Source organism: Paracoccus salipaludis (assembly GCF_002287065.1).
Taxonomy (GTDB): Bacteria; Pseudomonadota; Alphaproteobacteria; order Rhodobacterales; family Rhodobacteraceae; genus Paracoccus; species Paracoccus salipaludis.
The window spans coordinates 1-13,806 of the sequence record NZ_NSJZ01000021.1; the positions used below are offsets into that span (position 1 = coordinate 1).

The 13,806-nt window shown below is 71.6% G+C and carries 11 protein-coding genes; 6 read left to right on the top strand and 5 right to left on the bottom strand.

The window, feature by feature from the left end; genetic code table 11:
- On the top strand, positions 1-278 hold a 278-nt coding region (locus CK240_RS15395), incomplete at its 5' end, for a chromosome partitioning protein ParB (protein ID WP_205957872.1).
- A 231-nt stretch (positions 279-509) separates the two neighbouring features.
- Here CK240_RS15395 and CK240_RS15400 read toward each other — a convergent pair.
- The gene (locus tag CK240_RS15400) at positions 510-2,183 is read right to left on the bottom strand and encodes a LamG domain-containing protein (RefSeq protein ID WP_095641220.1); all 1,674 of its coding nucleotides are present in this window, start codon (positions 2,181-2,183) and stop codon (positions 510-512) included.
- A gap of 504 nt (positions 2,184-2,687) precedes the next feature.
- Here CK240_RS15400 and CK240_RS15405 point away from each other — a divergent pair.
- The 5 genes from CK240_RS15405 (at position 2,688) to CK240_RS15425 (ending at position 8,656) form a co-directional block, all read left to right on the top strand.
- Complete coding sequence (locus CK240_RS15405; RefSeq protein ID WP_135058856.1) at positions 2,688-3,857, top strand: glycosyltransferase family protein; 1,170 nt, start codon at positions 2,688-2,690, stop codon at positions 3,855-3,857.
- A gap of 10 nt (positions 3,858-3,867) precedes the next feature.
- Positions 3,868-4,869 carry a glycosyltransferase family 2 protein gene (locus tag CK240_RS15410; RefSeq protein ID WP_095641222.1) on the top strand — a complete coding sequence of 334 codons (1,002 nt, stop codon included), beginning with the start codon at positions 3,868-3,870 and terminating at the stop codon, positions 4,867-4,869.
- The gene (locus tag CK240_RS15415; RefSeq protein WP_095641223.1) at positions 4,866-5,870 is read left to right on the top strand and encodes a glycosyltransferase family 2 protein; all 1,005 of its coding nucleotides are present in this window, start codon (positions 4,866-4,868) and stop codon (positions 5,868-5,870) included. The genes CK240_RS15410 and CK240_RS15415 overlap by 4 nt, the downstream gene beginning before the upstream one ends.
- Entirely contained in the window at positions 5,870-8,332 is a 2,463-nt protein-coding gene (locus tag CK240_RS15420; RefSeq protein WP_095641224.1) for a GNVR domain-containing protein, read from the top strand. Before CK240_RS15415 ends, CK240_RS15420 begins: the two co-directional genes overlap by 1 nt.
- Positions 8,333-8,410: 78 nt before the next feature.
- Positions 8,411-8,656 (top strand): hypothetical protein, encoded by a 246-nt coding sequence (locus CK240_RS15425; RefSeq protein ID WP_095641225.1) that lies wholly within the window; start codon positions 8,411-8,413, stop codon positions 8,654-8,656.
- Here CK240_RS15425 and CK240_RS15430 read toward each other — a convergent pair.
- Genes CK240_RS15430 through CK240_RS15445 form a run of 4 tightly spaced genes read right to left on the bottom strand, consistent with a single transcriptional unit; the run spans position 8,632 to position 13,805 of the window.
- Positions 8,632-10,494, bottom strand: a complete 1,863-nt coding sequence (locus CK240_RS15430) for an ABC transporter ATP-binding protein (protein WP_095641226.1) — start codon at positions 10,492-10,494, stop codon at positions 8,632-8,634. The genes CK240_RS15425 and CK240_RS15430 overlap by 25 nt on opposite strands.
- A gap of 1 nt (position 10,495) precedes the next feature.
- On the bottom strand, positions 10,496-11,446 hold the full coding sequence (locus CK240_RS15435) for a phosphoenolpyruvate carboxykinase (ATP) (RefSeq protein ID WP_095641227.1): 951 nt from the start codon (positions 11,444-11,446) through the stop codon (positions 10,496-10,498).
- On the bottom strand, positions 11,443-13,353 hold the full coding sequence (locus CK240_RS15440; RefSeq protein ID WP_095641228.1) for an asparagine synthase-related protein: 1,911 nt from the start codon (positions 13,351-13,353) through the stop codon (positions 11,443-11,445). Before CK240_RS15440 ends, CK240_RS15435 begins: the two co-directional genes overlap by 4 nt.
- Entirely contained in the window at positions 13,350-13,805 is a 456-nt protein-coding gene (locus tag CK240_RS15445) for a lasso peptide biosynthesis B2 protein (protein WP_095641229.1), read from the bottom strand. The genes CK240_RS15440 and CK240_RS15445 overlap by 4 nt, the downstream gene beginning before the upstream one ends.
- Between the last annotated feature and the right edge of the window lies 1 nt (position 13,806).

The following is a 13,806-nucleotide window of genomic DNA, read 5'->3' on the forward strand; positions in this document are numbered from 1 at the left end:
ACCTGGGCCGGCTGAAGTCGCGCGAAAAGGACCGCAGCGCGGCGGCCGTCGAGCGTGCCGACCGCGCGGGCGAGGAACTGGGCTTCGTGGACCGCGACCCGGTCAAGCGGCGCGGCCGCAAGCCCAGCCCCCGCACCGGCCAGGTCCATGCCAAGGTGCTGCCCCATGTCGCCGAGGAAATCGCCGCCGAGGCCCGTCGCCGCGGTGTCCAGCAGGGCGTGGTGCTGGAGGAAGCCTGGGCGCTCTACAAGAGCCGGGAGAGCGGCACGGCGGGTTGAAGAAGTAATCCGGTTTATAAAATTACCGGATAATGAAATGGAGGGCTGACTGCCTTGCCCTGTCCGACCTGCGAAGGTCGAACAGGATCAGCAGAGATAACCGGGTCAAAGCATATACCGGATTTTCATATTTATCCGGTAAGCAGACAGCGGTTTCACCGGCTGCGGCGGGATCATCCTGCCCGCGCCCGATCGGGCCGGAGAAGCAGCGGCTGCTCCTCCGGCCTTCCGTCACTTCGGCAAGGGCACCATGGTGAATCCTGCCGGGTAATAGGCGATGTCGCGGATGAGCATGTCGCCCGAATGACCTCGCCCGTCATCGGTGTTGTATTGCTCGGGCGTGTAGCTGGCGGGCGCCTTCACCGCCACGTTGGCGATCGGGAACAGCTCCAGCCGGGTCTTCATGTCCTCGTGCCGCGCGTGCAGGACGTGGCAGCCGACCTCGACATCGTCGAAGAAGAACGTGACCTCGGCCTTGCGGGGATCCTTGTCGTCATAGGTGATGGCGCAGGCCCAGCTGTGATAGCCTTCGTTGAGCGCCCCCGTCCCGGGCAGCCACTGGTTCGCCTCGATTTCGCCGCCGAAGGCGCCGACGCGGTTGTTCGAGCCGACATTGCCGTAGTGCTGGGCGAAGGTCGTGGTGAAGGGGGTGTCCGCGGCGCCCCAGGAGTGGTTGAACTTTTCCAGGATGTCGATTTCCGGGGGCCACTGCGTCCAGCTGCCCTTCGCACCCGACGATCCCCGGCCGACCAGCCAGAACGCGGGCCAGGAATAGCGGCGGATCGGGATCTTCGCTTCCATCCGCCAGACGCCCTCGGCGCCGCAGACCTCGTCCATGGTCTGCCCTTGGATCACCGCGGCCTGGTGCCGGAACAGCCGGCTGTCGTGTTCGGGCCGCGCCTCCATCGGGAAAGCGAGCGTATGGATGCGAAGGGCCTTTTCCGCCGGGTCATGGCCGATGGGGGACTGCGCCACGCCGGGGAACTTGTCCTCGTTCATGTAGAGCCCGGTTTCCCCGTTGCCGTCCTGCGTGTAGCCATGCGACAGGCGCGACCGCCAGACCGGCTTGCCGTCGATGAAGCCGCTGTCGCTGTGCCGCGCCGTGGCCGGGTCGAAGCGGTTCTTGCGCTGCGCCTGCGACAGGTCGAGGCGCCGCAGGGGGCGGTGGACCTGCGGTGGCATCGGGGGATGCTGCGCATCGTCGGCGAAGACGACCTTGACCTCGCGGCCCTTCTGGCTGTCGCCCAATCCCTTGACCCGGATCGCGACAATCAGGGACTTGCCGGCCGAAACCGGGTTCCTGCTGGTGACCTTGACGTAATGCGTCAGGTCGTCGCCCGGCGACCAGCGATAGACGACCCCATCCCAGTCATAGTTCGCCTTCTGCTGCTGCGAGTTCCCGACGTTGATCCCGCCGCCGCTCACGTTTTTCAGGTTGGAAACGTAGCAGTAGAAGGACTCCCGGTCCGTGTGATCCACCGTCACGGGAATGTAGATCTCGCCCTGACCGGCCGGCACCCGGACCTCGGCGGGGATGGTGATCTGGCTGCGCTTGAGCACGCTCCAGATCGGGTCGGCGGCAGGCACGGGAACGGCGGGGGGCGTCGTCACGGGCGCTTCCAGCCTGGCAAGCCGGGCGAGAACGCCGGACAACTGGTCGCTCAGCGGCGTCAGGTCCACCTGCGGCCGCCCTTCGAGGGCTGCGAGACGCGCGCCATGGTCAGCCTGCATCCTGTCCAGTGCCGCGAGGCGGGAACCGGCCTCGGCCTGCGCCGCGTCCAGTGCGGAAAAGCGGCTGCTCTGGTCGGCCTGCGCGGCGCCCATCATGACAAGGCGCGCGCCGTGATCGGCCTGCGCGCTGCGGAGTTCGTCAAGGACCGGGTCGAGATCGGGATCATAGGGCATGCGTCATCTCTCCTGGAGGACAGCTGACAGCCGCGCGTCGGGAATGCGGCTGATCGGTCGTTTCGGCTGCGGCCCCGGCGTCGCTGCCGATGGCGCGGATGGCTGTGTCCGCGTCCGGGCCAATCCCGGACGAGGGCAGGTCGCTCATGTCCGTGCCTTGCCTGGGGCACGGGGGAGGGAGAACCCTCGCCGGTTCGGGAAAATTATGAACAAGGCATTAACCACGGCTTGAGGCATCGCGCGTTGCGCGACCGGAAACGCAACAAATGCAACCCATGCGAAAGTCATGCCTGATCATTCAGCTTCAGGTTAATTGGAGTCACCGGATTTTCACGGATTCCTGTCGTCTCTTTGTACAAGTCGAGCCATTCGGCAGTTTTCCGGCGCGCCGGAATTGTCTATCACCTGCCCTGACCCGGCCTTGGGGAAGCCCTGCATTTTTCCCCGCACGGCCTGCATTCTGGCCCAACCGACGGCTTCTTTCTGCCGGAGACGACCTTGCACGTGACCTATCTTGCCCATGACCTCGACGATCCGGCGATCTGGCGGCGGGTCGAGATGCTGCGGCGCGGGGGCGCGGATGTCCGCGTGGCGGGCTTCCGGCGGGGGCAGGGGCCCTTGCCCGGGCCCGCGACCGTGCTGGGGCGCACCGCCAACGGGCGCATGGTCCAGCGGGTCCGCGCGATCGGGGCCGCCTGGCCGGGCATCGCGCGGGCGGTTCCGCCGCAGGACGGCCCCGAGGTCGTGCTGGCCCGCAACCTCGAGATGCTGGCCCTCGGCGCAAGGCTCGTGCGTGCGCGCAAGGGGCGCGCGCGGCTGGTCTACGAGCTTCTGGACATCCACGGCATGATGCTGGGGCAGGGGGCCGTCGCCCGCACCCTGCGCCGGGTCGAGGCCGCGCTGATGCGCCGGGCCGAACTGGTCGTCCTGTCCTCGCCCGCCTTTGCCGCGCGCTACCTGGGCCCCCATGGCCAGCCCGAGGTGCCGGCGCTGCTGGTCGAGAACAAGCCCTTTGCCCGCCCCCAGGCCGCACGTCCCGATGCCCCCGCTCCCGGCGGGCTGGAAGGGGGCGGGCCGCTTGTCATCGGCTGGTTCGGGATGCTGCGCTGCCGTTGGTCGCTTGGGGTGCTGGACCAGCTCACCCGCGCCACGCCGGGGCGGTTCCGGGTGGTGCTGCGCGGGCGTCCGGCGCTGGACGTGATGGAGGACTTCCACGCGGTGATCGACGCCAACCCGGACCTGTCCTTTCTCGGACCCTATGCCTGGCCCGGCGACCTGCCGGACATCTATGGCGGGGTGGACGTGGCCTGGCTGATCGATCGCTACCAGGCCGGGCAGAACTCGGACTGGCTGCTGCCGAACCGGCTGTACGAGGGCTGCCTGAACGGGGCCGTCCCGGTCGTGCTGGACGGGACCGAGGTCGCGCGCCGCACCGCCGCCTGGGGCTGCGGCGTGACCGTGGCCGCCCCTGATCCCGAGGCCGTCGCGGCGGCCCTGTCCGCGCTTGACCCGGCGGGTCTTGCCCGGCGCCGCGCGGCGGTGTCCGCCATCCCCCGGGCCGCGCTGGAAATGGACGATGCCGAGTGCCGCCGCCTGACGGCCGCCATCTGCGGCACCGGGGCCGTTCCCCTGGCCGAGGCCGCATCTCCGGCCATTCCCGCCCTTGCCCGCTGAGGTTCCCGCAATGCCCCTGTCCGCCGCGCCTCGGGTGCTGATCGTGATCCCTGCGCTGAACGAAGCCGCCCATATCAAGGACGTGCTGAATTTCGCCCTGGGCTTTGCCGAGCGCGCGGACGGCCTGGTGGTGGTGGCCGACGGCGGCTCGACCGACGGCACGCGCGAGATCGTGCGCCGCCGCGCCGCCGACCACCGGCGCCTGCGCCTGCTGGACAATCCCGCGCGGCTGCAGGCGGCGGCGGTGAACCTGGCCGTCACCCGCTTCGGCGAGGGGGCCGAGTGGCTGCTGCGTCTGGACGCGCACAGCGCCTATCCGGCCGACTACGGCGACGTGCTGCTGGCCGAGGGGCGGCGGACGGGGGCCGACAGCGTCGTGGTCTCGATGCACGCCCAGGGGCAGGGCTTCCTGCAGCGGGCGATTGCCGAGGCCCAGAACTCGCGCCTGGGCAATGGCGGCTCGGCGCACCGGCTGGCGGGCGGGGGCGCCTGGGTCGATCACGGCCACCACGCCCTGATGCGGATCGCGGCCTTCCGCGGGGTGGGGGGCTATGACGAAGGCTTCAGCCACAACGAGGATGCGGAACTCGACCGCCGGCTGACCGGCGCGGGCCACCGGATCTGGCTGACCGGCCGGACGCGGCTGACCTATTTCCCGCGCCAGAGCTTCGGGCCGCTGGTCCGGCAGTATTACAATTTCGGCCGGGGGCGGGCGAAGAACCTGGTCAAGCACCACGCGCGGCCCGCGGCGCGGCAGGCGGTGGTGGCAATGCTGGCGCCCGCGGCGGCGCTGGTCCTGCTGGCGCCGTTCAGCGCGTGGTTCGCGCTGCCGCTGGTCCTGTGGCTGCTGGCCTGCCTGGCCGGCGGGGTGGCGATCGCCCTGCAGACCCGGCGCCCCGAGGGGCTGCTGGCGGGGCTTGCCGCCGGGGTGATGCACATGGCCTGGTCGGCGGGCTTCTGGCGGCAATGGCTGGCCCGCCGCCCTGCGGCCCCGCAGGGGGCCACCGCATGAGCGCGCCCGCTCTTCGTGATGCCGCCTTCCGCGACGAGGTGCTGATCGGCATCTGCACCTTCCGCCGCCCCGAGCTGGCCGCGACGCTGGCCTCGCTTGCGGGGCTGGAGCCCTGCGGCCTGCCCGTGTCCGTCGCCATCGCGGACAACGACCGCACCCCTTCCGCCAAGGACCGCGTGGACTCCCTCGCCGCCGCGCATCCGCTGCCCGTGACCTATCTGCATGCGCCCGAGGCCAACATCTCGGTCGCGCGCAACGCGCTTCTGGACCACGCCCGCGCCACCGGGTCGCGGCTGCTGGTCTATCTGGACGACGACGAGACGGTTGAACCCGCATGGCTTGCCCGGCTGGTCGCGGCCTGGAGGGCGGGGCAGCAGGCCACGCCCCGGGCAGGCGCGGTGCTGGGGCCGGTGCGTGCCCATTACCGCGCCGGCGCACCCGGATGGATGGATCAGGCCCGCGCCCATGACACGCTGCCGGTCTTCGGCAGGGACGGCGCGATCACCGGCGGATATACCTGCAACACCCTGATCGACCTGTCCGACCCGGCCGCGCGGGGCTTGCGCTTCGATCCCGCCCGCGGCCGCTCGGGCGGCGAGGACAGCGCCTTCTTTGCCGATTTCCTGGGCGCCGGCGGGCACATTGCCTTTGCGGAAGACGCCGTCGTGCACGAGACCGTGCCCGAGGACCGCGCGCGGCTTGCATGGCTTCTGCGGCGGCGCTACCGGATGGGCCAGACCCATGCCAGCCTGATTGCCCGGGACCGGTCGCGGGCCGGTCGCCTCGGCGCCGCGGGGCTGGCTGCCGCCAAGGCCCTGGCCTGCGGCGGGCTGGCGCTTCTGGGGGTGGCACGCCCGGCCTGGCGCAACCGCCAGATCATGCGCGCGGCCCTGCATGTCGGCGCCGCCGCCCGTCTGGGCGGGGCGCGGCAGATCGAAATCTACGGAACGGCGCCCGGGCGGTCGGACTCCGCCCTCCGCCCGGGACCTGGGGGAAGCTGATGCCGCGCGACCTGAAGCCTTTCGACGGTGTCTCGCCCTATGGCGCATCCTATGGCGGGGGCGGGGGCGCACCGGTCCAGACCATCGACCTGCGCCGCGTGATGGTGGCGCTGCGCCGCCAGCGCCGGACCATCCTTCTGCCGGCCGTGCTGCTGGGAGGGCTGGGGCTGACCTATGCGCTGGCCAAGCCCGAAACCTACAGCGCCCATTCCAGCCTGCTGCTGGACAGCAACGTCAACCGCTCGGTCCAGCAGGCGGGCGGCATCGACACCGCCGCGCTGCCTTCGGAACGCATCGAGAACGCGCGCGTCGTGCTGGAATCCGACAAGCTGGCCTATGACGTGCTGGACCGGACCGGGCTGCAGGACAACCCGTCCTTCATGGACCCGCCGCGCTCGGGCTTCACCACCGCGATCGGGCAGGCCATCTCCACCGTGCTGCGCCCCGTGGCCTGGGTCCGCGACCAGATCACCCTGCTGACCACCCCGGCCGAGGTCGAGGCACCTGCCGGGCTGGCGGCCGACGCCGCCCGGATGGACCCCTCGATCGCCCCGATAGACCCCATGCTGCGCCTGGCCGCGATGCGGCTGCGCGGGGACATCGAGATCTACCGCGTCGGGCAGAGCTCGGCGGTGGCGGTCAGCTTCACCTCGCATGACCCGGTCATCGCGGCCGAGGTCGCCAATGCCTATGCCGATGCCTATGTGCAGGACATCCTGGTCACCAACGCGGAATCCGTGGGCCAGACCAACGCTTGGATGCGCACCCGCCTGAACGAGCTGCAGGCGCAGGCGTCGGCCGCCGCTGACGCGGCCGAGCGCTTCGCCGCCGAGAACGGGCTGGTCGAGCTTTCCTCGGGCGGGCTTCTGACCGAGCAGGCGCTGAACGAACTGAACTCGGGCCTGACCGCCGCCCTGACCGAGGCCGCGCGCGCCCAGGCGGTCCTGGACACCTATGACCGCGCCGTCGCGGGCGGGGTCGAGGGGCTGACCAACAGCGACAGTTCGCTCGCCATCGGCGGCGAGATGTCCGAGGAACTGCGGGCGCGGCTGGACACCTACAACGACGTCCGCGCCCGTCTGCAGCGCCTGCTGTCGACCTCGGGGCCGGACCATCCGCAGGTCGCGGGCCTGCGCCGGACGCTGGCCACCACGGCCGAGCGGTTGTTTGTCGAGCTGGAGGCCATGCGGGCCGAGGCGCAAAGCGCGCTGGACGTGGCCAACGCCCGGGTGAAGACCCTGCAGGAAAGCGTCGAGCAGGCCTCGCAAAGAAACAGCGCCCAGGCCGCCAACCTGGTCCGCCTGCGCGCCCTGCAGGAAGAGGCCGCGACGCTTTCGGCCTTGTATCAGCAGACGCTCACCCGCTCGCAGGAGATCGAGCAGCAGCAGTCCTTCCCGGTCTCGAACGTGCGCATCCTGTCCTATGCGCAGGTGCCGACCTCGCCGTCGGGGCCTGCGGTGGTGCGCACGGTGCTGGCCGCGACCCTGCTGGGGCTGTTCTTCGGGATGGGGATCGCCGCGCTGAGGGAATGGCGCGACCGCGCCTTGCGCACGGCCGAGGACCTGACCGAGCATTCCGGGCTGCGCTTCCTGGGGTACCTGCCGATGCTGCCCCGGATGCGCCGTTCGCGTCCGCGCCCCCATCCGGTTCCGCGCCCCGCGCCTGCCCCGCAGGCCCCGTCCTCCGCCCCGGCGGCCGAGGCGCCCATGGGCAGCACCCTGCCTGTCCCGGCCCGCGTCCGGCCCCCCGTGATCCCCGTGCCGGTGCCGGTGCTGCACTACCCCGATTCCGTTTATGCCGAAACGCTGCGCCATGTCCGGCTGGCGGCCGAGGCCGCAGGCGGCTCGCCGCCCGTGACCGGCGTCACCTCGTTCCATCCCTACGAGGGCCGCTCGTCGGTGGCCTTCAACCTGGCGGGCCAGCTGGGGGTCGGGCTGCGCTCGGTCCTGCTGATCGACGCCGACAGCCGCGCCCGCGGCCTCAGCCGGATGCTGGGCCTGGACCGCAAGCCGGGGCTGACCGACGCGGTGGCCGGACGCGGCGACTGGAAGGACATGCTGGTCGGCATCGCCGACACCAACCTGGTCGTCCTGCCCTGCGGGCTGGAACAGGGCGGGGCCTCGGACGACCTGCTGACCGGCCGCACCCTGGCGCAGATCGCAGCCGAGGCGGGGGGCGATTTCAGCCGCGTGATCATCGATGTGCCGCCGCTTTATCCCGTGGCCCAGGGCCGCGCGATCCTGCAGGAACTTCCCCAGTTCCTGATCGTTTCCGAATGGGGCCGCACCCCCCGCAGCATGGCCGAAACGGTGCTGGCCGGGGATCCCCGGCTTGAGACGCGCTGCTTGGGCGTGGTCTACGATCGCGTGAGCTTGCGCCACCTCAGGTTGTATCTGATGCCCGAGGCAATGGAAAATTACCTTGGCAGATCAAAGAGCTACTTCTCCATGAAGGGAAGGTAACAGTTCAGATAGAATTTTAACTGTTTTTTAAACCTTTTCCCCTCAACCTCTGGTATATAGGTCGAGGGGGATCTTCGAATGTTTGTTGTTCGCTATCTGATGGTTGTTCTGGCCGTCATGGCCGGCATCTCGGCCTGGGGCATCGCTGCCGGCTATTCCGCCTGGCAGGTCCTGGGAATGGCTTTCCTGGCAGCCCTGGTCCTGCAGGCGCTGATCCTGGCCTATGTGGGGATCACGGTTTCCCGCGAGGGCCGCGGTCCGTCAAGCGGACCCTCTCATGGTCTGCGCAAGCGAAGCGATCAGCTGGTCATCCTGCCCAGGTAGCCTTCCGCTTGCAGCCCCTGTTCGCGCGGTCGTTCCGACGCGACCACGCGGCCCGCTTCCATCACGAAGACCGCGTCGGCGGCCCGGCTGATGGCGGGGCGATGGGTGATCGCCAGGACCGTCATGCGGCCGCGCAGCCCGTCGATGGCCCGGATCAGGGCTTCCTCGTTTTCCCAGTCGAGCGCGCTGGTCGCCTCGTCCAGGACCAGGATGTCGGGCTCGCGCAGAAGCGCGCGGGCAACCGCGATACGCTGGCGCTCGCCCCCCGACAGCAGCGCGCCGCGGTCGCCCATGGTCGTGTCCAGCCCTGCCGGCAGGTTCCGCACGAAGCCCGCCGAGGCGAGGTCCAGCGCGCGGAGGATGCGTTCGTCGTCCACCGGCCCGCCCGCGGCGATGGCCATGTTCTCGCGGATGGTGCCGTTGATCATGAAGGGCTCCTGCGCGACATAGCCGGTCCGGTCGCGCCAGCGGCGCAGCTGGCCGGGGCGCAGGGCCGCGCCGTCCACCAGGACCGCGCCCTTCTGGGGTTCCAGCAGGCCCATCACGATGTCGGCCAGCGTGCTTTTCCCCGCGCCCGAGGGGCCGACCAGCACCGTCAGCTCGCCCGCCCGCAGGGTCAGGGAACAGTCGCTGACGGCTTCGCGCGATTCGCCCGGAAAGCGCCAGCTCACGCGGTCCAGCCGGATCTCGTCGCGCGGGGCGGGGGCGGGGTCGTGACCCGCCATGGCGGGATCGCGCTCGGCCCGCAGTTCATCCTGCAGCCGGGTGATCGCCCCCCAGGCGGGCAGGTCCACCAGAAGCTGCTGCACCGCCCCCTGCATTCCCATGAAGCGCGGCGCCGTGCGCATGAACAGCAAAAGCAGGATCACGATCCGCGCGACGTCCAGATGCGCCCAGGTCAGCGCCACCCAGATGAACAGCGCGGCCCCGCTGACCACGGCGAACTGGAACAGCCCCGAGCCGATGGTGGACTGCCGGGTGAATTCGCGCGCATCCGCCTTGGTCTGCCCCAGGATCGAGGAGAACAGCCCCAGGTAGCGGTCTTCCAGGTTCATGCTGCGCGCCATCTTGAGGCTGCCCACGAATTCGGACACCGCCGCAAGCTGGCCTTCGCGGCGCGCCTGCAGCCGGTCGCCGTAATGCCGGGCGAGCCGCCGGAAGGGCCGCATCAGCGCCAGCGCCACCACCCCGAAGCCATAGGACAGAAGCGTCATCGGCACCGAGATCGCCAGGCTCAGCACGAAGTAGAGCCCGAGGCTCACCAGGTTCTGCAGGCTGGACAGGACCAGATAGGCGGCCAGATACAGCCGCTCGATCTCGCCGGTCAGGGCGTGCTCGATCCGCGCGCGGGGGATGCGGGCGACATGGGCCCACCGCGCCTGCGCCACGTCCCGGAACAGGGCCGTGCGGTAATGGTTGGTGAAGTCGTGGATCAGGTCGGACAGGTAGACGGCCTTGCTGCGGTTGAAGAACGCCTGCAGCGCCGTCAGCCCGACGATGACCAGCAGCAGGACGCCAAGCGGGATCATGGCGGGCAGCAGCCCCGCGCCCGGAAAATCCATCCCCGACAGGTCGATGGTGGTGCCCTGCGCGCCGACCAGCTGCAGCACGGGCAGGAAGGTCATGATCGCCGCGCCCTCGCTGAGGGTGCCCAGCACCAGCAGCCCCAGGCCGATCCAGAGCCGCCGCCCTTCCAGGTGCCGCAGCGCCCGCACCAGCGAAGCGAGCTGTCCCCGGGCTGCCGTTGTCGCGGGCGCGCGCGGCGGGACGGGCGGCGCGGGGGCGACAACCGTGGCCGAGGGGCCGGGGGTCAGGGCAGGGGAGGGCTCGCGGGTCATGTCAGCCTTCCCCGAGGTCGCGCTCGATGGCGGCGCGGATGTCGCAGGCGCGGTCCAGCCCCTCGGCCAGCAGCAGCCGCCGCGGCGGGCAGTGCCGCGCCACCTGCGCGGCCCCGCGGAAATAGGCGGCCGCCGCCGCGCCGTTCAGCAGCGCCTGCCCGAAGCGGACCGCATAGGAAAAGCGCAGCACGGCCGACAGGGCTTCAGAGGCGGGAATGGGCAGCACGGCCGAAGGCGCGCCTGCGGGCGCGCGTTCCAGCAGGTAAAGCCGCGCGGCAGGAACGGCCTCGGGCGCCAGCCGGCCGGGGTCCAGCAGCGCGCGGGCCTTGTCGATCCCGTCATGCACATGGCCGCGGACCGTGGCGCCGGGGGGCAGCAGTTCTGCCGCGGCCTGCGACAGCTTGACCTGGCCGAAGCCCGGCAGCACCCGCCCCGCGTCGTCGATGGCCACCAGGTCGTCGGCCAGCAGCCGCGCGCCGTTCCGCAGAAGGTTGGTTGCGGTGGTGGACTTGCCCACGCCCTTGTCGGCCAGGAAGGCGATGCCGTGCCCCCGGTGGACGACGGCGCTGGCATGCAGGACGAAAAGGCCGTGCCGCCGCAGCGCCTCGAACAGGACCGGCCCCAGCAGCGGGAAGGCCAGCAGGTCGTCCGAAACGCCGGGCGCGCGCTCGATCCCGATCCGCCCGCCATCGGCCGAGACCGAGAAGGCCCCGACCGCGGGCCACCAGAACCACGTGCCCTCGGGCGCGAAGCTGCAGCCGGGCGCGGGGCCGCGCGGGATGCCGGGCTGCGGCGCCTCGATGATGCTGAGGTCGGCGGGGCCGCCGGGCGCGCGGGCGGACAGTTCGGGCAGGATCACGTCCGAGGCGATGGCCAGGCCGTAGGCGGCATAGGCATGGACATGGGCAGGGGCGCGCGCGGGCGTGGCGGACAGGGCAGGGGCAGCGGTCATCGGTCACTCGCAAGGATCGGGCAGGGCGCGCAGGACGCAGGAAGGGGGGGCGGGGCCGTGAAGGCGCGGGCCGGGCCGCGCTCGATCCAGGCGGCAAGCCACAGCGCCCGCCACAGCCGGAAGGCCACGGCGGGGTCGGGATCGGGCGAGCGCGCCAGCCGCGCGGCATCGGCGCGCAGGACGCCCGCGTCCACCCAGCCCTGCAGAGGGCCGGGACCGGCGCGGAAGGCGGCCAGGCGGCCCTGCGGGTCCTGCCGCAGCGTGGTCCAGAAATCGGCGATGAAGTCGGTCTTGTCCCGCCGCAGCCGCACCGATTCGGGCAGCACGCCCCGCATCGCCTCGCGCAGCAGGGCGCGGGGCCGGCCGCCGGCGACCTTGGCAAGCTCGGGCTGCCAGACGCAAAGCTCGACCACCCGGTGGTCATAGAAGGGATAGCGCGGCGCCACGCCGTCGGCCTGCGCGGCCCGGCCGAGCAGTTCAAAGGCGGCCGGGGCCAGCGGGCCGGTCATCATGGCGGCATGCAGGCGCAGGCCCTGCGGCAGGTCGCGGTCCCCGGGGTCCGCCTGGGCGCCGGCGCGGACCCGCTCGACCAGCCGGGTTTCGCGGGCGAGATCGGGATCGACCAGGGCGCGCCATTCCTGGGGGGCCGGGCCGCTGTCGGCCAGCATCCACCGGCCCAGGCGGCCGAAGCCGCGCCGTCCCCGGACCGCCAGCAGGGCGGCGAGGGTCTGGGTCACGGATTCGCCGGTGAAGCGGGCCTGGCGCGCGGCCAGCGCCAGCGCCAAGGGCCACTGGCCGGACCCGGCGATCAGCGCGATGTCGCGGGGGGTGCCGCCGATGACCTCGTCCCCGCCATGGCCGTTCAGCACGGCCAGGCAGCCCTGTTCCCGGACGGCGCGGTAAAGCCTGCGCGTGCCGGCAAGCCCCGGGGCGAAGACCGGCTGGTCCTGCCAGTCAAGCTGCGCGTCCAGGTCGAACAGCTCGTCCGCCGCCGTTTCGCCGGGCAGGGACACGGGAACCAGCCCGCCGCGCGACTGGCGCAGCACGTCTTCGATATGGCGGCCCTCGTCCATTGCCGGATCGCGATAACGCAGCGACAGGGCCGGGCGGGGCTGGGGGCCGGGGGCATCAGGCCCCACCGACAGCAGCGACAGCGTGCTGGAATCCAGGCCGCCGCTGAGCATGGTGGCGGTCGGCCCGTCGGCGCAGGCCTGGTTCGTCGCATGGGCCAGCGCCGCGCGCAGGGCAGGGGCCGCATCCTGCACCTTTGGCGGGGCCGAGCGTTCCAGCCGGTACCAGGGGCGCAGGGTGACGGTTCCGTCCGGCTCGACCACCATCAGGTGACCGGGGGGCAGGCGAAGAACGCCCCGCCATGCGGTCCGCACCGCGTCGAGCGGCTGGCCCGACAGGAACCCGGCCACCCAGGCGCGGTCGGTCTCGGGGGGGGCGTCCAGTCCCGCCAGCACCGTGGACAGGTCGCCCGCGACCACCACCCGGCCCGGCGCGGCGGCATAGGCCAGCGGCTGGATGCCGAAGCGGTCGCGCACGGCCGTCAGGCGCCGCGTCCGCGCGTCCCACAGGGCAAAGGCGAAGCCCCCGCACAGCCGGTCCAGCGCCCCGGGGCCCCAGCGCCGCCAGGCCGCCAGCACCAGGCCGACAGGGTCCGTGCCCGGATCGGCGGCCAGGGCGGCGCGCAACTCGGGCAGGTCTGTCAGCGCCAGGTCGCCCGCCAGCGTCAGCGGCCCGAAGGATCGCGCGACCCAGGCCCCGGCCTGCCACAGCTGGATGCCCTCGCTTTCCCAATGGCGGGGAACCTGCCCGGTGCGGCGGGCAAGGTCCGCCTCGATGCGCCGGGCAAGGGGAGGCTGGCCGGGGCCGGGACCCAGAAGGGCGGCGAAGCGGCTCATGTGCGTGCGCCCGGAAGGGTGAAGTCGTGCAGGGTGCGGTGGCGGGTGTAATCCTCGGCCGTGCCGCCCAGGACGATGATGTCCCCCGCCATCAGCCAGGCATGGGGAGCCAGCCGGCCGGGCGCCGCGGCCTGCGCCGGGACCGACAGCCGGATCGTCGTGGCAAGGCCGCGCCGGGCCAGCAGCAACTGGCCCGCGCTGGCCTGCGTCAGGCAGGTCGCCCCCGGCACCAGCCGGGCGGCATTGCGGACCGACCATGCGACCTCGGCCAGGTCGGCGCGGGACGCGGGCAGGGCAGGGTCCGGGATCGGATGGGCTTCGATCAGACGGCGCAGATCGCCATGGGCGCCGCGCCACAGATGGGCGCGCGCCAGCAGCACCGCGCCAAGCGCCTGCCACAACAGGACGGCATCGCGCCTGCGCAGCCGCCGGATGCGCCGCAGGACCCCCATC